General features: G+C 46.0%; 7 protein-coding genes. All 7 read right to left on the minus strand.

Annotated elements, in window-relative coordinates:
* Positions 1-19: 19 nt before the first annotated feature.
* Positions 20-13,906: an isopeptide-forming domain-containing fimbrial protein gene (locus EL241_RS11640; RefSeq protein WP_126320609.1), complete on the minus strand. Its 13,887-nt coding sequence runs from the start codon at positions 13,904-13,906 to the stop codon at positions 20-22.
* Between the two features lie 198 nt (positions 13,907-14,104).
* Positions 14,105-15,280 carry a rod shape-determining protein RodA gene (gene rodA, locus EL241_RS11645; RefSeq protein ID WP_036105777.1) on the minus strand — a complete coding sequence of 392 codons (1,176 nt, stop codon included), beginning with the start codon at positions 15,278-15,280 and terminating at the stop codon, positions 14,105-14,107.
* 215 nt (positions 15,281-15,495) lie between these two features.
* Positions 15,496-16,287, minus strand: a complete 792-nt coding sequence (locus EL241_RS11650) for an ABC transporter ATP-binding protein (protein WP_003759065.1) — start codon at positions 16,285-16,287, stop codon at positions 15,496-15,498.
* A complete protein-coding gene (locus EL241_RS11655) occupies positions 16,287-17,297 on the minus strand; it encodes a FecCD family ABC transporter permease (protein ID WP_036105774.1) in 1,011 nt (336 codons plus the stop codon). The genes EL241_RS11650 and EL241_RS11655 overlap by 1 nt, the downstream gene beginning before the upstream one ends.
* A gap of 1 nt (position 17,298) precedes the next feature.
* Positions 17,299-18,279, minus strand: coding sequence for an ABC transporter substrate-binding protein (locus tag EL241_RS11660; protein ID WP_003759062.1), 981 nt, complete (start codon positions 18,277-18,279; stop codon positions 17,299-17,301).
* 132 nt (positions 18,280-18,411) lie between these two features.
* Entirely contained in the window at positions 18,412-19,815 is a 1,404-nt protein-coding gene (locus EL241_RS11665; protein ID WP_036105772.1) for a glutamate decarboxylase, read from the minus strand.
* Positions 19,816-19,879: 64 nt separating this feature from the next.
* Positions 19,880-20,737, minus strand: a complete 858-nt coding sequence (gene licT, locus EL241_RS11670) for a BglG family transcription antiterminator LicT (protein WP_036105770.1) — start codon at positions 20,735-20,737, stop codon at positions 19,880-19,882.
* Positions 20,738-20,822 lie beyond the last annotated feature (85 nt).

Here is a 20,822-nt window from a genome sequence, read left to right on the forward strand (position 1 = left end):
TTATCTTGAGCTGTTTTCGTTATTTTCTTTTTCTTTTCCACACGTAGATCGCTGTTGCTATTAATAGCAAACCGATGATTGTGTACATCCATAAGAACTGATCTCCAGTTTTTGGCAAGATCGAGTCAATGAACTTTTTGATTTCTGAATGCGGTTTTGTGTCTGGGTTGTTATGTGGTGCTGGATTTGGTTTTGGATCCGGTGTTGGGCTCGGTTTCGGATCTGGATCTGGACTCGGATTTGGTTTTGGTTCTTGTTTATTTATTTTTACATCTACACTCGCTGGCGTTGCCGCTACAGCTTTTCCGTCACTTTGTTCCCCGGCGGCACTGACTTCATTCGTAAGCACTCCGCTCGCTGGAACTTGTTTCACTTGGACTTTGTACGTGATCGTTTGTTTCGCGCCACTTGCGAGGCTCGCGATCGTAGCTTCATATTTCCCAGCTGCCCACGCATCATCGGAGACGGCTTGGCCGTTCACTTTCGTGCTGCCTGCCACATAGCTCAGTTCCGCTGGTAATTGGTCACGGATCGCGATATTGTTCCACTTACCTCCGCCGGCTTCGTTGCCCACTTCGATTTGATACTCATACGTATCTCCAAGCTTCGCTTCTTGCACACTCGCTGTTTTCTTCAAGCTTGGTGTCACAGGGACATCCACTTTCTGATTATCTTCTGGAGTCTCATCGTTCCCCGGTACTTTTCCGGTCGCGATGTTCGTGATCTCCCCGCTCGCTGCTTCGCTGACAGTTACTTCAAAGCTTACACTTACTGGATGGCCATGAGCCAGTTTCTCTAGCACGACCGATAGGTTGTTCCCATCGATACCGCCATCATACGCTACCGCGTTCCCAGCTTCATCTTCTACTTTCAGACTTGCTTTATCCACGGTAAGTTCTGACGCGATCGCATCTTCGATCGTGACGCCGCTCAGTTCCGTTCCAGCGATCTGGTTCGTTGCGACGATCGTGTAACGCATCTTGTCGCCAACTTGAACGGTCTTGCCGTTTAGCGATTCTCCGCTTGGTGTTTCGACTGTTTTCTTCACGCCGAAGGCTCCACTTGGGATCCCCGCCGTTACGTCTACACTCGCTGGCGTTGCCGCTACAGCTTTTCCATCACTTTGTTCCCCGGCGGCGCTGACTTCATTCGTAAGCACTCCGCTCGCTGGAACTTGTTTCACTTGGACTTTGTATGTGATCGTTTGTTTCGCGCCACTTGCGAGGCTCGCGATCGTAGCTTCATATTTCCCAGCTGCCCATGCATCATCGGAGACGGCTTGGCCGTTCACTTTCGTGCTGCCTGCCACATAGCTCAGTTCCGCTGGTAATTGGTCACGGATCGCGATATTGTTCCACTTACCTCCGCCGGCTTCGTTGCCCACTTCGATTTGATACTCATACGTATCTCCAAGCTTCGCTTCTTGCACACTCGCTGTTTTCTTCAAGCTTGGTGTCACAGGGACATCCACTTTCTGATTATCTTCTGGAGTCTCATCGTTCCCCGGTACTTTTCCGGTCGCGATGTTCGTGATCTCCCCGCTCGCTGCTTCGCTGACAGTTACTTCAAAGCTTACACTTACTGGATGGCCATGAGCCAGTTTCTCTAGCACGACCGATAGGTTGTTCCCATCGATACCGCCATCATACGCTACCGCGTTTCCAGCTTCATCTTCTACTTTCAGACTTGCTTTATCCACGGTAAGTTCTGACGCGATCGCATCTTCGATCGTGACACCGCTCAGTTCTGTTCCGGCGATCTGGTTCGTTGCGACGATCGTGTAACGCATCTTGTCGCCAACTTGAACGGTCTTGCCGTTTAGCGATTCTCCGCTTGGTGTTTCGACTGTTTTCTTCACGCCGAAGGCTCCACTTGGGATCCCCGCCGTTACGTCTACACTCGCTGGCGTTGCCGCTACAGCTTTTCCGTCACTTTGTTCCCCGGCGGCGCTGACTTCATTCGTAAGCACTCCGCTCGCTGGAACTTGTTTCACTTGGACTTTGTATGTGATCGTTTGTTTCGCGCCACTTGCGAGGCTCGCGATCGTAGCTTCATATTTCCCAGCTGCCCACGCATCATCGGAGACGGCTTGGCCGTTCACTTTCGTGCTGCCTGCCACATAGCTCAGTTCCGCTGGTAATTGGTCACGGATCGCGATATTGTTCCACTTACCTCCGCCGGCTTCGTTGCCCACTTCGATTTGATACTCATACGTATCCCCAAGCTTCGCTTCTTGCACACTCGCTGTTTTCTTCAAGCTTGGTGTCACAGGGACATCCACTTTCTGATTATCTTCTGGAGTCTCATCGTTCCCCGGTACTTTTCCGGTCGCGATGTTCGTGATCTCCCCGCTCGCTGCTTCGCTGACGGTTACTTCAAAGCTCACACTTACTGGATGGCCATGAGTCAGTTTCTCTAGCACGACCGATAGGTTGTTCCCATCGATACCGCCATCATACGCTACCGCGTTTCCAGCTTCATCTTCTACTTTCAGACTTGCTTTATCCACGGTAAGTTCTGACGCGATCGCATCTTCGATCGTGACACCGCTCAGTTCTGTTCCGGCGATCTGGTTCGTTGCGACGATCGTATAACGCATCTTGTCGCCAACTTGAACGGTCTTGCCGTTTAGCGATTCTCCGCTTGGTGTTTCGACTGTTTTCTTCACGCCGAAGGCTCCACTTGGGATCCCCGCCGTTACGTCTACACTCGCTGGCGTTGCCGCTACAGCTTTTCCGTCACTTTGTTCCCCGGCGGCGCTGACTTCATTCGTAAGCACTCCGCTCGCTGGAACTTGTTTCACTTGGACTTTGTACGTGATCGTTTGTTTCGCGCCACTTGCGAGGCTCGCGATCGTAGCTTCATATTTCCCAGCTGCCCACGCATCATCGGAGACGGCTTGGCCGTTCACTTTCGTGCTGCCTGCCACATAGCTCAGTTCCGCTGGTAATTGGTCACGGATCGCGATATTGTTCCACTTACCTCCGCCGGCTTCGTTGCCCACTTCGATTTGATACTCATACGTATCTCCAAGCTTCGCTTCTTGCACACTCGCTGTTTTCTTCAAGCTTGGTGTCACAGGGACATCCACTTTCTGATTATCTTCTGGAGTCTCATCGTTCCCCGGTACTTTTCCGGTCGCGATGTTCGTGATCTCCCCGCTCGCTGCTTCGCTGACAGTTACTTCAAAGCTTACACTTACTGGATGGCCATGAGCCAGTTTCTCTAGCACGACCGATAGGTTGTTCCCATCGATACCGCCATCATACGCTACCGCGTTCCCAGCTTCATCTTCTACTTTCAGACTTGCTTTATCCACGGTAAGTTCTGACGCGATCGCATCTTCGATCGTGACGCCGCTCAGTTCCGTTCCAGCGATCTGGTTCGTTGCGACGATCGTGTAACGCATCTTGTCGCCAACTTGAACGGTCTTGCCGTTTAGCGATTCTCCGCTTGGTGTTTCGACTGTTTTCTTCACGCCGAAGGCTCCACTTGGGATCCCCGCCGTTACGTCTACACTCGCTGGCGTTGCCGCTACAGCTTTTCCATCACTTTGTTCCCCGGCGGCGCTGACTTCATTCGTAAGCACTCCGCTCGCTGGAACTTGTTTCACTTGGACTTTGTATGTGATCGTTTGTTTCGCGCCACTTGCGAGGCTCGCGATCGTAGCTTCATATTTCCCAGCTGCCCATGCATCATCGGAGACGGCTTGGCCGTTCACTTTCGTGCTGCCTGCCACATAGCTCAGTTCCGCTGGTAATTGGTCACGGATCGCGATATTGTTCCACTTACCTCCGCCGGCTTCGTTGCCCACTTCGATTTGATACTCATACGTATCCCCAAGCTTCGCTTCTTGCACACTCGCTGTTTTCTTCAAGCTTGGTGTCACAGGGACATCCACTTTCTGATTATCTTCTGGAGTCTCATCGTTCCCCGGTACTTTTCCGGTCGCGATGTTCGTGATCTCCCCGCTCGCTGCTTCGCTGACGGTTACTTCAAAGCTCACACTTACTGGATGGCCATGAGTCAGTTTCTCTAGCACGACCGATAGGTTGTTCCCATCGATACCGCCATCATACGCTACCGCGTTTCCAGCTTCATCTTCTACTTTCAGACTTGCTTTATCCACGGTAAGTTCTGACGCGATCGCATCTTCGATCGTGACACCGCTCAGTTCTGTTCCGGCGATCTGGTTCGTTGCGACGATCGTATAACGCATCTTGTCGCCAACTTGAACGGTCTTGCCGTTTAGCGATTCTCCGCTTGGTGTTTCGACTGTTTTCTTCACGCCGAAGGCTCCACTTGGGATCCCCGCCGTTACGTCTACACTCGCTGGCGTTGCCGCTACAGCTTTTCCGTCACTTTGTTCCCCGGCGGCGCTGACTTCATTCGTAAGCACTCCGCTCGCTGGAACTTGTTTCACTTGGACTTTGTACGTGATCGTTTGTTTCGCGCCACTTGCGAGGCTCGCGATCGTAGCTTCATATTTCCCAGCTGCCCACGCATCATCGGAGACGGCTTGGCCGTTCACTTTCGTGCTGCCTGCCACATAGCTCAGTTCCGCTGGTAATTGGTCACGGATCGCGATATTGTTCCACTTACCTCCGCCGGCTTCGTTGCCCACTTCGATTTGATACTCATACGTATCTCCAAGCTTCGCTTCTTGCACACTCGCTGTTTTCTTCAAGCTTGGTGTCACAGGGACATCCACTTTCTGATTATCTTCTGGAGTCTCATCGTTCCCCGGTACTTTTCCGGTCGCGATGTTCGTGATCTCCCCGCTCGCTGCTTCGCTGACAGTTACTTCAAAGCTCACACTTACTGGATGGCCATGAGTCAGTTTCTCTAGCACGACCGATAGGTTGTTCCCATCGATACCGCCATCATACGCTACCGCGTTTCCAGCTTCATCTTCTACTTTCAGACTTGCTTTATCCACGGTAAGTTCTGACGCGATCGCATCTTCGATCGTGACGCCGCTCAGTTCCGTTCCAGCGATCTGGTTCGTTGCGACGATCGTGTAACGCATCTTGTCGCCAACTTGAACGGTCTTGCCGTTTAGCGATTCTCCGCTTGGTGTTTCGACTGTTTTCTTCACGCCGAAGGCTCCACTTGGGATCCCCGCCGTTACGTCTACACTCGCTGGCGTTGCCGCTACAGCTTTTCCATCACTTTGTTCCCCGGCGGCGCTGACTTCATTCGTAAGCACTCCGCTCGCTGGAACTTGTTTCACTTGGACTTTGTACGTGATCGTTTGTTTCGCGCCACTTGCGAGGCTCGCGATCGTAGCTTCATATTTCCCAGCTGCCCACGCATCATCGGAGACGGCTTGGCCGTTCACTTTCGTGCTGCCTGCCACATAGCTCAGTTCCGCTGGTAATTGGTCACGGATCGCGATATTGTTCCACTTACCTCCGCCGGCTTCGTTGCCCACTTCGATTTGATACTCATACGTATCTCCAAGCTTCGCTTCTTGCACACTCGCTGTTTTCTTCAAGCTTGGTGTCACAGGGACATCCACTTTCTGATTATCTTCTGGAGTCTCATCGTTCCCCGGTACTTTTCCGGTCGCGATGTTCGTGATCTCCCCGCTCGCTGCTTCGCTGACAGTTACTTCAAAGCTTACACTTACTGGATGGCCATGAGCCAGTTTCTCTAGCACGACCGATAGGTTGTTCCCATCGATACCGCCATCATACGCTACCGCGTTCCCAGCTTCATCTTCTACTTTCAGACTTGCTTTATCCACGGTAAGTTCTGACGCGATCGCATCTTCGATCGTGACGCCGCTCAGTTCCGTTCCAGCGATCTGGTTCGTTGCGACGATCGTGTAACGCATCTTGTCGCCAACTTGAACGGTCTTGCCGTTTAGCGATTCTCCGCTTGGTGTTTCGACTGTTTTCTTCACGCCGAAGGCTCCACTTGGGATCCCCGCCGTTACGTCTACACTCGCTGGCGTTGCCGCTACAGCTTTTCCATCACTTTGTTCCCCGGCGGCGCTGACTTCATTCGTAAGCACTCCGCTCGCTGGAACTTGTTTCACTTGGACTTTGTATGTGATCGTTTGTTTCGCGCCACTTGCGAGGCTCGCGATCGTAGCTTCATATTTCCCAGCTGCCCACGCATCATCGGAGACGGCTTGGCCGTTCACTTTCGTGCTGCCTGCCACATAGCTCAGTTCCGCTGGTAATTGGTCACGGATCGCGATATTGTTCCACTTACCTCCGCCGGCTTCGTTGCCCACTTCGATTTGATACTCATACGTATCTCCAAGCTTCGCTTCTTGCACACTCGCTGTTTTCTTCAAGCTTGGTGTCACAGGGACATCCACTTTCTGATTATCTTCTGGAGTCTCATCGTTCCCCGGTACTTTTCCGGTCGCGATGTTCGTGATCTCCCCGCTCGCTGCTTCGCTGACAGTTACTTCAAAGCTTACACTTACTGGATGGCCATGAGCCAGTTTCTCTAGCACGACCGATAGGTTGTTCCCATCGATACCGCCATCATACGCTACCGCGTTCCCAGCTTCATCTTCTACTTTCAGACTTGCTTTATCCACGGTAAGTTCTGACGCGATCGCATCTTCGATCGTGACGCCGCTCAGTTCCGTTCCAGCGATCTGGTTCGTTGCGACGATCGTGTAACGCATCTTGTCGCCAACTTGAACGGTCTTGCCGTTTAGCGATTCTCCGCTTGGTGTTTCGACTGTTTTCTTCACGCCGAAGGCTCCACTTGGGATCCCCGCCGTTACGTCTACACTCGCTGGCGTTGCCGCTACAGCTTTTCCATCACTTTGTTCCCCGGCGGCGCTGACTTCATTCGTAAGCACTCCGCTCGCTGGAACTTGTTTCACTTGGACTTTGTATGTGATCGTTTGTTTCGCGCCACTTGCGAGGCTCGCGATCGTAGCTTCATATTTCCCAGCTGCCCATGCATCATCGGAGACGGCTTGGCCGTTCACTTTCGTGCTGCCTGCCACATAGCTCAGTTCCGCTGGTAATTGGTCACGGATCGCGATATTGTTCCACTTACCTCCGCCGGCTTCGTTGCCCACTTCGATTTGATACTCATACGTATCCCCAAGCTTCGCTTCTTGCACACTCGCTGTTTTCTTCAAGCTTGGTGTCACAGGGACATCCACTTTCTGATTATCTTCTGGAGTCTCATCGTTCCCCGGTACTTTTCCGGTCGCGATGTTCGTGATCTCCCCGCTCGCTGCTTCGCTGACGGTTACTTCAAAGCTCACACTTACTGGATGGCCATGAGTCAGTTTCTCTAGCACGACCGATAGGTTGTTCCCATCGATACCGCCATCATACGCTACCGCGTTTCCAGCTTCATCTTCTACTTTCAGACTTGCTTTATCCACGGTAAGTTCTGACGCGATCGCATCTTCGATCGTGACACCGCTCAGTTCTGTTCCGGCGATCTGGTTCGTTGCGACGATCGTATAACGCATCTTGTCGCCAACTTGAACGGTCTTGCCGTTTAGCGATTCTCCGGTTGGTGTTTCGACTGTTTTCTTCACGCCGAAGGCTCCACTTGGGATCCCCGCCGTTACGTCTACACTCGCTGGCGTTGCCGCTACAGCTTTTCCGTCACTTTGTTCCCCGGCGGCGCTGACTTCATTCGTCAGCACTCCGCTCGCTGGAACTTGTTTCACTTGGACTTTGTACGTGATCGTTTGTTTCGCGCCACTTGCGAGGCTCGCGATCGTAGCTTCATATTTCCCAGCTGCCCACGCATCATCGGAGACGGCTTGGCCGTTCACTTTCGTGCTGCCTGCCACATAGCTCAGTTCCGCTGGTAATTGGTCACGGATCGCGATATTGTTCCACTTACCTCCGCCGGCTTCGTTGCCCACTTCGATTTGATACTCATACGTATCTCCAAGCTTCGCTTCTTGCACACTCGCTGTTTTCTTCAAGCTTGGTGTCACAGGGACATCCACTTTCTGATTATCTTCTGGAGTCTCATCGTTCCCCGGTACTTTTCCGGTCGCGATGTTCGTGATCTCCCCGCTCGCTGCTTCGCTGACAGTTACTTCAAAGCTTACACTTACTGGATGGCCATGAGCCAGTTTCTCTAGCACGACCGATAGGTTGTTCCCATCGATACCGCCATCATACGCTACCGCGTTCCCAGCTTCATCTTCTACTTTCAGACTTGCTTTATCCACGGTGAGTTCTGACGCGATCGCATCTTCGATCGTGACGCCGCTCAGTTCCGTTCCGGCGATCTGGTTCGTTGCGACGATCGTATAACGCATCTTGTCGCCGACTTGAACGGTCTTGCCGTTTAGCGATTCTCCGGTTGGTGTTTCGACTGTTTTCTTCACGCCGAAGGCTCCACTTGGGATCCCCGCCGTTACGTCTACACTCGCTGGCGTTGCCGCTACAGCTTTTCCGTCACTTTGTTCCCCGGCGGCGCTGACTTCATTCGTCAGCACTCCGCTCGCTGGAACTTGTTTCACTTGGACTTTGTACGTGATCGTTTGTTTCGCGCCACTTGCGAGGCTCGCGATCGTAGCTTCATATTTCCCAGCTGCCCACGCATCATCAGAGACGGCTTGGCCGTTCACTTTCGTGCTGCCTGCCACATAGCTCAGTTCCGCTGGTAATTGGTCACGGATCGCGATATTGTTCCACTTACCTCCGCCGGCTTCGTTGCCCACTTCGATTTGATACTCATACGTATCTCCAAGCTTCGCTTCTTGCACACTCGCTGTTTTCTTCAAGCTTGGTGTCACAGGGACATCCACTTTCTGATTATCTTCTGGAGTCTCATCGTTCCCCGGTACTTTTCCGGTCGCGATGTTCGTGATCTCCCCGCTCGCTGCTTCGCTGACGGTTACTTCAAAGCTCACACTTACTGGATGGCCATGAGCCAGTTTCTCTAGCACGACCGATAGGTTGTTCCCATCGATACCGCCATCATACGCTACCGCGTTTCCAGCTTCATCTTCTACTTTCAGACTTGCTTTATCCACGGTGAGTTCTGACGCGATCGCATCTTCGATCGTGACACCGCTCAGTTCTGTTCCAGCGATCTGGTTCGTTGCGACGATCGTATAACGCATCTTGTCGCCAACTTGAACGGTCTTGCCGTTTAGCGATTCTCCGCTTGGTGTTTCGACTGTTTTCTTCACAGTCAACGCGTTATCAGCCATTTCTGATTGAAGCGAAACTGTGTCTTCTACATTTTTATCTGCACCCCATGGATTTTTACCATTCATTACAGCTGTATTTTTTATTTCTCCATTGGTTGGTACACGTTTTATTTTTGCCTTATAAACGATTTCAATATTGCTTCCACTGACTAATTCACTTGTCGTATACGTTAATTTATTATCTTGGCTCCAAATATTATCGTTTACTTTTTGACCATTGATAGTTGTACTTCCTTTGACGTAATCTAAATCATTGGTTAGTTCATCACCTATATTTACTTCATTGAGTGGAGCCCCTTTTTCGTTGCTGGCAATGATTTTATAGGTGACGATATCGCCTAGTTTATATTTAGCTGCTTTGTCTTCGATGCTTTTTGTTATTTTCGGAGTAGAATCGGATGTGACTTCTTGGCTGTCCTCTTTAGAGAAATCGATTCCGTTATCTTTACCGTATGCTTCTGCTATGTTTGTCAGTGTTCCTTTTGCTTGATTCGTGACTTTCACGTCAAATTTCACTACATATTCAGAAGCTCCTGCAAGTTTATCAACGCGGTAGTCCAATTTTTGTCCATCGATATATTTATCTTCAATGGTTTTGTCATTAACTTTTAAAGTACCCTTTACATATTCTAATCCTTGTGGAATTTCATCCGTGATTTGAATATCATCGACTTGTGAACCTGCAACTGGATTTTTTACTGTTAACTGATAAGTTAAAACATCATCAACATGGACATTCTGATTGTTGATATCTGTTCCATCTTTATCTAGGACATTTTTCTTCAGTTCAAAGTCCGCAAATGCAGTGATTCCCGCATTGATGTTATCTAAAACAAAATGGTCGGTCGTTAATTTTGAAGTTGCGGGTAGGACGTATGCATCTGTTAAATAATAGTCGCCTTCTTTATTGTTTTCATCAATTTTGCTGCTTGGGTCAGAGGCGTTGATCCCTTTTTTCGTGATGAAATAGTTTCCTGTATCTAGTTCTTTGGAAAGATCGAATCCAACTCGATAGTTCCCTTCATCTAAATGCTTGATAAGGTAGTTCCCATTTTCATCCGTTTTAAGAGAAGTAATATCATCGCCTTCTAGATTTTCTGTTATTTCTTCTAAGGAACCGTTATCGGATTCTTTGTACAACTTGATTGGAACATCTTTCAAGACAGTCTCACTAGCGCCTACTAAACCATCTTTATTCCCATCGATCCATGCTTTCCCTTGAATATCTCTATCGACAACTGCCGTCCGGCACATATTACCTTGTAGTTTAAGCCCATCGTCTGAGTTAGCTGTTACTGTATTTCGGTAAATATCACCGGAGGCATTCCCAGTAGGGGTGATATAAAATTCAATGAAGGCTTGTTGTCCACCTTGCTTAGAACTGCTGATCGGTCCTGGTATCGTATAGAAGACGGCGGTGGTTTCATCTGGGAGTTCTCCGCTTGTGTACTTCTTCCATCCATTTGCCTCACTTATATCAAGCTTATTAGGATCGGCATTCCGGTCGACTTTTTTATCTGTATAGAAAACTTCCATATCATCTGACGAGGTCTTGATTGCGGAAAGATGATAACTTCCGTTGATGACAGAGCCTAATTCTCCATTGCGCGGCAATACATCCAACACTTTAATATTCTTTTGTGGTTCATCTGTACGAATATCTGTTGTTAATCGATAAACAAAGTTATCGCCTTGCTCTAATACTTTCTTGCTGACAGATTTCACGATTCCCCATTCTTTAAGGAGATCATCGCCGATTTCGACATAGCCATTTCCAGAGGCAGAAAATTTGGCTTGTGGAATATCGATAGAATTTCCGATACTGAATCTTGTGCTATCGCCGATCTCGTTTTCATCTAGCATTGCCGTGAATTCGAGAATGCTTCCTGAGCCATATTTTCCGAAGAGCTTTTCTGTCTGCTTATCGATGGTCCCTGTCCAAGTCAGGACCATGCTCCCATCTGTCAGTTCTTCAACCTTTGGTGTTTTGCTTGTCAGTTTAAGAAAGTCAGGAACTTTTACAGTGGACGCATCGTACGTCACTCCTTTTGGAAGCGTCGTTTTCAATACCACTGCTTTTTCCCCTATTTCGCCAGATTCCCAATTCAAATACATTCCAACTGTAATGGATTGATCGATTGTTTTTAATTTAAGTCCCCTACTTGAAGGCATTACAGTATCTAAACCGATGGATCTCGGTTCTAGGAAAAAGTTTTTCTGGAAGGGGGCCTGCTTGCCGCCGGAAAAACCATTTGATTCTCCGTCCCATTCATATGGAACTAACCCACTTGGTTTACTTGTATCGACTGCCTGTAACTTATTTCCTTGTTTATCATAAGAAAAACCAGAAGCAGCGACGGTGTATGGTTGGCCATCTTTTGATTTAGTACCACGTAAAAGGTCATCTTGAAACGTTCCTGTTATACCTATTGTAAAGTTTTTAGATCCTGAATCAGCGATCGTTACAGCTTTTCCTTTTGTATCATAGACAGCCATCACAGCTGATGCTCCTGTTGGTGAGCCGCTCCACTCATAGTCATCTTCTGTATAGGAATATACTTTTTCTGGCGAATAGTCATTCCCTTTTAATTTTCCGTATTTGAGTGTCGGGGTATAAATTGTACCATCTTCATCGACCAACTTAGTTGAATACTGTTGGGAAACACTCTTCCAATAGTCTTTTCCCGACATTTTGAATATAAAATGTGGGCTGATCCAGTTATTCATTAAAGAAGTATCTAAATACATGGTTTGCGTGTTTTCTCCATAGCGGTAAGATAACCTCTCGGAAGTTCCATTATTACTATTACTCATCACTCTGAAACCCTCAAATCTCAAGGGATCAACAGTGTCAAAGTCTATACGTTTTATCTGCCATGAGTCAATATATTTCCTTCCCACCGGTACATTCTTTTCTTCCCCTTGATAGCTAAAGCTAGCTTTAGTAGGAGCATATCGGAAAGTCATGATAGTATTGGGATCTGTTCCCTCTAGCGGGGAATAGATGATTGCCGTTGCCGTATTTATGACTGTATCCCCAAAATAACTGTCAAACTCAATATCTTTATAGTCCTTTATATCGTAGGTCACCAAAATATTTCCGTTGGGGAGATTCTCAATTTTGGGCATGCCATTTCCCTCGCGCTCGTTATACCCCATCTTTTTATATAAAATATCTGCCAAGTCATTTGCTTTATAGCTGTCAAAAGCTGTTGGCTGATCCAGCGAACCATTACGCATCAAGCCATATCGATAAACATCCATTGCACTGCTGTTCTCCGGAACCTTAACCGTTCCCTTACTTCCAACCATGGAAGGGGTGAATTCTACTTTTACCTTACCAGTATCCGGCAGCGCATAACCAACACCCGACATGCTATTATTCGGTCCTGGTTTTGGTATAGCAGCAAAAACTGAGAAGCCCCCGATTTGCAAATATGCATTTGGCTTATCTTCCGTTTGGGTGATCGTGTTGAATTTTTCGCCGTCAGAGAATCGTGCATCTGCATACAGATTTGTAATAGGCTTAGCAGAAACCGTCAATTCTTTGTCAGTAGTTAGTTCTTTTGTATCCGGTTCAGCCACCGGAACACCATTTACTTTCATAATTTTGAGCTCTACTGTTGGTTTTGGCATTTTATGACCATTTGGCATAAAGCCAACGTTATAGCTAAAATCAAAGTACTTTGAACGACCTGTCTGGTCTAGTTTGATAGTTTGCTCATCTGTCACAAAATCTGTTTTCCCAGTTACAGATGATTTATATGGTTTACCATTATTATTTACTACAGAGCCTAGGCCATTGATTTCTTCGACTGGCATTTTCAGTGTTGCTTTAACTTCGATATTATTATAGATTTCCCCATCATGCGAGGCAGTTGTGAGCGCATAATGATAGGTTACTTTATCTCTACTACGAACAATGTCATTGTCTTTACTCGTATCTTCACCTGGATCGCCATCCTTACCGGTTGTGAATGGCGCTGTTCCGGATTCTACGCTCATTTCCTTTACATCAGAAAGATAGACCTGTTGTTCTTCAGCTGCTCGTGTTGAGATCTTTTTCTTTTTGTCTTTTTCTTCTTTTTTATCAGCAGTTTTATCTTCCTCTTTTGTATCTTTATCTTCTTTTTTTGCATCTTTTTCTTCGTCTTTAGATGCTTGTTCTTCTTTTTCTACAACTACTTGCACAGGGGCAGCTTCTTCTAGCGTGCCGTCATCTGCCTTGGTTGTAGCTTGGATTTCTCCTTTTTCTTCGTTCTCATTTACTTGTGCTTTTGCAGTAAGATTGATTTGTGCTTTTCTAGGAGTTGTGTCTTTTTCTTCAGTTTTCTCCTCTGCCTTTTCAGCTTCTGGCTTTTCAGCGGCTTGCCAAATAATCATCAGTTGATGATTTTCTTTCGCATATGCGATCGTCGCTTTATTCTGCACGTTATCTGCCTGCAGCTTTGCTTGATCTAATTCCACATTTTGCGGTAATTTGATAGTGACGGAACGATTTTTCGGATGGGTATCTTCAATCGCAACAGTGGTCTTTTCTGCTGCCTTTAAAGATAGATCCGTCAACTTTTGTCCGTTTTCGTTTTTCAATACCAATTCACTGGAGCGGCTATAATTATTTGCTTGCAATGTGGATTGGTTTTTAATAGTGTTTACTATTGACGTCAAACTTGGTTGAATAATATAAGCTATCATACCAAGCAACATAATCCATGTTACTACCTTTTTGTAATTCATTTTTGCATTTCCTCCTAGTCCAAAACAATACTTTACTTAAAGTACAAGTTATATATTTTATATTTTAGGGTCTTTTCAAGGACTAGGATGATGCACAAATTCAATTTTCCAGCGCATTTATGACAAAATTATGTCTTTCATCACTAAAAAAAGCAGTCGTTGCGAAATATATCCGCAACGACTGCTTTTTTTAGTTACTTATTCTGCATGTCTTCGTTCTTTTACTTCAAACATAGACTTCTGATAATTGAATCGAATACTCAGTATCACGCCTACTGCCATCATGTTTCCCAGCAAGGCAGAACCACCATAACTGATGAAAGGAAGTGGTATCCCTGTAATCGGCAACAGGCCGATGTTCATACCGACATTTTCCAATACGTGGAACATGATCATCATAACTACGCCTGTACAAATATAGGAGTAGAAAGGAACTTTGATGTCCAAGGCAACGCGAATAATTTGATAGATGAGCAAGAAATAGAGTGCTAGCAGAACGCTGGCACCAATGAAACCATAGTCGCCGCCAATCACTGTAAAAATAAAGTCATTGTGGTTTTCCGGGATCGCAATAGCATCATAGCCTGTTCCGTTCCCGCTGATCTGACCTGAACCGATCGCAGTCATTGCCCGCAACACTTGATACCCGCCGCCTTGCGGATCGTTTTCCGGATTGATCCAAGTGGTGATTCGTTCAAATTGATATGGCTTGAAACCTAGCCGCAAGAGCCAATCTTGGTGATTGATAACGATCCAGATCAATGTCGACCCAACCGCCAGTATGCTACCGTAAAGCGGGACGATGATTTTCCATGTTATACCAGAAACCAAGATCATACCGCTCATAATGGCGATAAATACTAGTGCTGTACCTAAATCGGGTTGCAACAAAATAAAAATCAAAGGAACAAGTGTAAAAATACCGATTTTAAGTAAAAGCCAACTATCGTAGGCAAATGTGTGTACTTGATACTTGCGGTTGTGGTCCCAGATGACTTTGGCGAGTACAATAATCAAAATAACTTTTACGATCTCAGAAGGTTGGATACTTCCTAGAAAAGGAATGATGATCCAACTTTTTGCTCCTTTTACTTCTTTACCAAATGCCAATACAAAGATTAATAGCAAAATGCCGAAACCATAAAAATAATATGCCCAGCCCAACAATCGTTCGTAATCTAGCTGCATCATGACAATGATGGCAAATGTACCAACCACGAACCACACGCCCTGTTTGATCACAAAGTTGGCATCGTATTGATTGTTTGTGATTTGCGCACTATAAATAGACACTAAACTAATGATTGCAAGCAACATCAGTGACAAGACCAGTCCATAGTCAATGCGTCCTGTTAATTTATTCTTTTCATCCATGATTTAACGCTCCTTACTGATGGGTTCTAACAACACATTTTCTCCCCAAACAGTTTCTAGATCCTGATCATTACAGCATTCATCTCTGAATTCACTCAAAAAAGATGAGCGAAACATTCTAATTGCGAAAATTCACACGCAATGCTTCTGTAAGTATACTTTTACATTATAATAGAGTTTCTATTGGATAGGAAGTATTTTCATCAATTTCTAATCTAGTTATTTCCAAAACGGGTAGAAGCAATTGGCTGGATAGATAATTTTCCTGCACGGGTACTTAGTTCCGCCGAAATGTGGAAAACTTCTTCTAATAAGGCTTCTGTAAATACTTCCTTTGGTGGTCCCACTTGCTTGATGGCTCCATCCTCACATACGATACAGTGATCACTGTATAATGCTGCTTGATTCAAATCATGCAGCACAAGGATGATCGTAAGACCGTATTTCTCATTTAATTCTTTAAGGAGATCTAGAAGTTCTAGCTGATGAGCGATATCTAAGTAAGTAGTCGGTTCATCCAATAGGAGAATCGGTGTTTTTTGAGCAAGCGCCATGGCTAACCAAGCGCGCTGTCTTTCTCCCCCAGATAAGGTATGGATCGGACGATAGGCGAGCGCTCCGAGACGACAAACTTCAATCGCCCAGTCGATCGCATCTTCATCTTCTTTTTGCAAGCCACTCAAAAAAGAGCGATGGGGCACGCGTCCATAACTAACGAGATCGCGAACGACGACATCGATCATTCCTTCCGGCGATTGCGCTAGCATTGTCATTTTTTTGGCATATTCTTTAGCAGAAAAAGCAGTGATATTTTTATCGCCAAGCAGGATTTCTCCTTTATTTGGCGTCAATAAACGCATCAACAAACGAAGAAGCGTCGATTTGCCGGAACCGTTTGGACCGACTAGCGTTGTGATTTTGCCACTTGTTATTTGAAAAGAAATATCGTCCATGTGAAAATTATTTCTTCTTGAGAAGGATATATTCTTAAATGTGATCAAATCCATTAGGATACCACCCTTCCGCGTTTTAATAGGAATAAGAAGAATGGGGCACCGATGATCGCAAGCAGTATTCCCACTGGAAGTTCGATCGACCCAAACCAGCTTCTGGCTGCTGTATCGGCAAAACCGACTAAAACGGCTCCGCCAACTGCAGAGATCGGTAATAAGTAACGATAATCATTACCAATGATCAAACGGACGATGTGCGGTACGACAAGTCCGACGAAACCGATCAATCCCCCGACACTAACTGCCACGCCGCTTAGGAAAGCAGCCAGCATAATGATGAAAAAGCGGTGTTTTTCAACTGAATAGCCAAGTAACTTAGCAGCATCATCGCCTAAAAGCAGTACATTTGAGGAACGGATCGCAAAAATACTAAGTACAAATCCTACCAATAAATACGGCAAAATAAGTTGAAAATGATACCAGCTTTTTCCAGATAATGTTCCAGTCAACCATGAAATCACGCTTTGTACACGATTGCTGTAAAGCACCATGATCCCGGAAGTCATTGCTGTGATAAAAGCATTGATCGCCACACCAGATAAAATAACTCGCAGTGGCGAGACGCCTCTATCCCAGGCCACTAGATAGATAAGTAGCGCCGTTCCAAATGCACCGATAAATGCTCCAAGTGGAACAAAACTACTAAAAGCCGGTACGACGATCGTCAGCACGATCGCAACCAGTCCTCCTCCTGCCGACACGCCGATCACACCTGGATCTGCCAACGGATTGCGCATGACTCCTTGCAGCAGACAACCGGAAATGGCCAAAGCTGCCCCTACTAAGAAAGCGATGAGCATCCGCGGCAACCGAAGATTCCAAATCAATTGATGCGAAAGATCCGAGCCGTTGCCGAAAATCGTTTTGACAGCATCAAGATAGCTGATTTTAACTGATCCGGTTGTCAGTCCATAAAGAAAGACGACGACCAATAAAAAGAGCACGGTGATCGCCGTGATGATTCTTCGTTTATGCCTCGGATCTTGTTTGCGGTCTAACGCCATTTCATTTTCCCACCTTATTGATTTCATTCTTCATCAGATCTAATGCTTCCGTGACACGGATTCCTGGGTTGGTACCAAATAAATCTGCTGGTAAAACAACGATATGATCATTTTTCACAGCTTTTGTTTGATTCCACGCTTTATTTTCTTTTAACTGCTTCCGAAATGCTTTTTCAGTATCTTTCGCATCGCCACCGTGGATCATCAGAAAAATAATTTCAGGATCGGCTGCAATGATTTTTTCTACATTAAGTGCAGCATATTGCGGAAAATTCTCTACCCCACGGAGATTTTTCGCAACATTTTCCCCGCCGGCCACTTCTAAGATATTGCCACTTAAAGAGGATGGCAATGCCGCATAATTGCTCCCCGGTGCGCCAAGGACCATCAACGCTTTTACATGTTTGCCAGCTTGTTCTTTTTTTACAGCCTCGACTTTTTTATCTAAGTCAGCTTGCAACTTTTTAGCTTCTGAGCGCTTAGCGATCAGTGATCCCAAAACACTGATTTGTTTGTCGATGTCTTGTAATGAATTTGCACCTGTTAAAATCACTTTCGTGCCGATTCCCTCTAAAGCAGGAACATCTTTCTGATTTTGTTCGGCACTTGCTACTACAACGTCACTATTCGTTGCCGCGATTCGTTCTAAATTGATATCATGCGTATTTCCGACTTCTTGCGCCTTTGCAGCTTTTTTCGGATGAACACCGCTAGCGTCTTGAGTTTGCCGACCAACGACAGTCCCTCCTAGTGCATAAATAATATTAAGATCACTATTTGTAAGGGCAACAATCCGTTTTGGCGGAGTGTCAAATGCAACATCTCTCCCTGTCATATCTTTTACAGTCAAAATAGCTTTTTGTGCGACTTCCTTTTTAGGAGAATCCGGCTTAGAAGTTTCCGTGCCAGTCGTTTTACCGCATGCTGTCAGTAAAACTGCTAAAACAGCCATTGTAAGCCAAATATAGCTTTGTCGCTTCATCACGTTCTCCTCACTTTCAGCAAAAATTCTTTCTTTATTATAACATGTCTAAATGAGAATTACTTTCATTTATTATAAAAAAAGAACTCACGCCAGGCGCAAGCTCTCCAAATCCAAAGTGTTTCGGCTCTGTTAATGTGTGAAGCCGTAAGTTCCTTGATTTTTATCTGCATGGTACAATACCCGTGCATGTTCGAGGTTATGGATCGCTTCCTGGAAGTCTTTCGCAAACTCTTCAGCAACATTATACCCCAAATCAGCGCGGCAAACAAAACGTTGAACGATCGTATCGGATAGATTATCTGGAAGTGGATAAGCAGGAACCTGCCACCCTTTCATCAAAAGCTGATCCGCAAGATCGTATAATGTCCACTCCACATCCAGATCTGCTTTCATTTTATAACAAACGATCGGCAGATTAGCGCCTTCATGGATCACGTCGAAGTATCCTGTCTCTTTTACGGTTTTTGCTAAGTAAAGTGCGGTATCACGTGTCCGTTCATGGATTTTTTTATAACCGGAAAAACCATAGCGCAGAAAATTATAATATTGACCAATGATTTGGCTGGCACTTCTAGAAAAATTGATCGCCATTGTCGGCATCGAACCACCCAAATAGCTAACATCAAAAACAAGTTCCCGCGGTAGGTATTCTTCTCCGCGCCAGATGATCCAGCCTACTCCTGGATATACCAGTCCATATTTATGGCCGGAAGTATTGATGGAAACAACATTATCGAGCTGAAAGTCCCATTTCAGATCTGGTTCAACGAAAGGTGCGAACATTGCTCCGCTAGCACCATCGATATGGATCACTAATTCGTGATCATGTGTTTTATTGTAGCCAGCGACGATTTTATCCAATGCTTGGATATCATCAAACTCGCCTGTATACGTGATTCCGAGAATACCGACGATACCGATCGTATACTCATCTACATAATCAAGCACCTTATCCGTATCTAGACGCAAATGTGCTTCATCCATCGGTACAACGCGCATATCGACATCCCAGTAGACACAGAATTTTTCCCAGCAGACTTGATAACCGGAGGAGATCACAAGATTTGGCCGTTGTTTCGCTATATCCAGACCTCGCTCCTCTGCTTTTTTCCGCCAGCGGAATTTCATTGCCAGACCGCCCAGCATACAAGCTTCGGAAGAGCCGACCGTGGAGGTGCCACTATATTTTTCCGCAGACAGTGCGTGCCAGAGATCTGCTAAAATATTGACACATTTATTTTCTAATTCGGCCGTTTGCGGGTATTCGGATTTGTCGACAGCATTTTTCTCCAATGTTTCAGACATTAGTTTTGTAGCTTCCGGTTCCATATATGTTTGGCAAAATGTTGCTAGATTCTGCCTTGCATTCCCTTCATCCATCAATTCGTCTTTGACCAACTGATAAGCGATCCTCGCTTCGATCGGTTCATCCTTCAACTTGTAGTTTGGGATGCGGATCTGCTCTTCTTCTGATGCGAAAAGCGGGACACGATAACTCTCCTTGCGCGTTTTATCTGATTCGCTATATAACATTGCCATACCTCCAGCCTAGTCTATATTTCTTTACTAGATACCCTTTGGCTGAGGCATTAAACGGCTAGAACTGATCCGGCTCTTTCGTATCTCTTTCCATGACCCGGAAAATATGGATCGTTAGATAAACGCATTCATCACGGCTAAGCATCACTTGGTGCTGCGCCTCGAGATAATGATTGATTTTTTCCATACATTTAAAAGCCCGATTGTACTTGCGTTTCACATGTTCATACAAAAAATCATCTTGTGACTCTACCAATTCCCCGTTGATGATCCGCTGAGCTACGTATTGTAGATGCGTTACAAACCGAGTGTAATTCAAGGAGCTTTCATCTAAAACGACTCCATAGTGATATTTTACAATGCCTAGAATATCTTGGACGATATTGGTCATGACCACTGTTTGGTCGATTTGCTGCTTATCCACGCGGGCATTTACTAAATGGAGGGCGATAAAACCTGCTTCGTCTTCATCCAGCTCAACACCCGTTTCTTTTTGGATAAACGCCAATGCCTGTAGTCCGACATGAAACTCTTCGCGATAAAATCGTTTGATCTCCCACAATAGTGCGTTTTTCAGATGAATCCCTTTTTTATATCTAGAAATAGCAAAATTAACGTGATCCGTGAGTGTCAGGTAGATATTTTCTTTCAGATCCGTTTCTAACTTTTCTTGAGCATACTGAACAATATCATCCGCCACTCGCAGATGCGCAAGCGGAATATCGCTCAATAGCTCCTTTAATTTCTCAGACAAGGCAGCCGTTTCCAAGATAAATGTTTTTTCGATCAGCTCCTCTTGAATAAAATCCCCCGATTTTTTTTGAAATGCAATTCCTCGCCCCATTACAATCATTTCCTTTTGATCAGCAGTCTCAACGACGACAACATTGTTGTTCAATACTTTTTTAATTTGCATTCCGTACATTGCCTCCTTCAAAAGAAAAAAACCTAAACTGACCCAAAACAATGCGTCTTGGTTCAATCAAGGTTTTGCCTGCATA

Source organism: Listeria grayi (genome assembly GCF_900638015.1).
Taxonomy (GTDB): domain Bacteria; phylum Bacillota; class Bacilli; order Lactobacillales; family Listeriaceae; genus Listeria; species Listeria grayi.

Bases quoted from the DNA above. Each gene is read 5' to 3' on its own strand.
- EL241_RS11640 (WP_126320609.1), bottom strand. From the start codon at position 13,906: ATGAATTACAAAAAGGTAGTAACATGGATTATGTTGCTTGGTATGATA.
- EL241_RS11660 (WP_003759062.1), bottom strand. From the start codon at position 18,279: ATGAAGCGACAAAGCTATATTTGGCTTACAATGGCTGTTTTAGCAGTT.
- EL241_RS11655 (WP_036105774.1), bottom strand. From the start codon at position 17,297: ATGGCGTTAGACCGCAAACAAGATCCGAGGCATAAACGAAGAATCATC.
- EL241_RS11665 (WP_036105772.1), bottom strand. From the start codon at position 19,815: ATGTTATATAGCGAATCAGATAAAACGCGCAAGGAGAGTTATCGTGTC.
- licT (WP_036105770.1), bottom strand. From the start codon at position 20,737: ATGCAAATTAAAAAAGTATTGAACAACAATGTTGTCGTCGTTGAGACT.
- EL241_RS11650 (WP_003759065.1), bottom strand. From the start codon at position 16,287: ATGGATTTGATCACATTTAAGAATATATCCTTCTCAAGAAGAAATAAT.
- rodA (WP_036105777.1), bottom strand. From the start codon at position 15,280: ATGGATGAAAAGAATAAATTAACAGGACGCATTGACTATGGACTGGTC.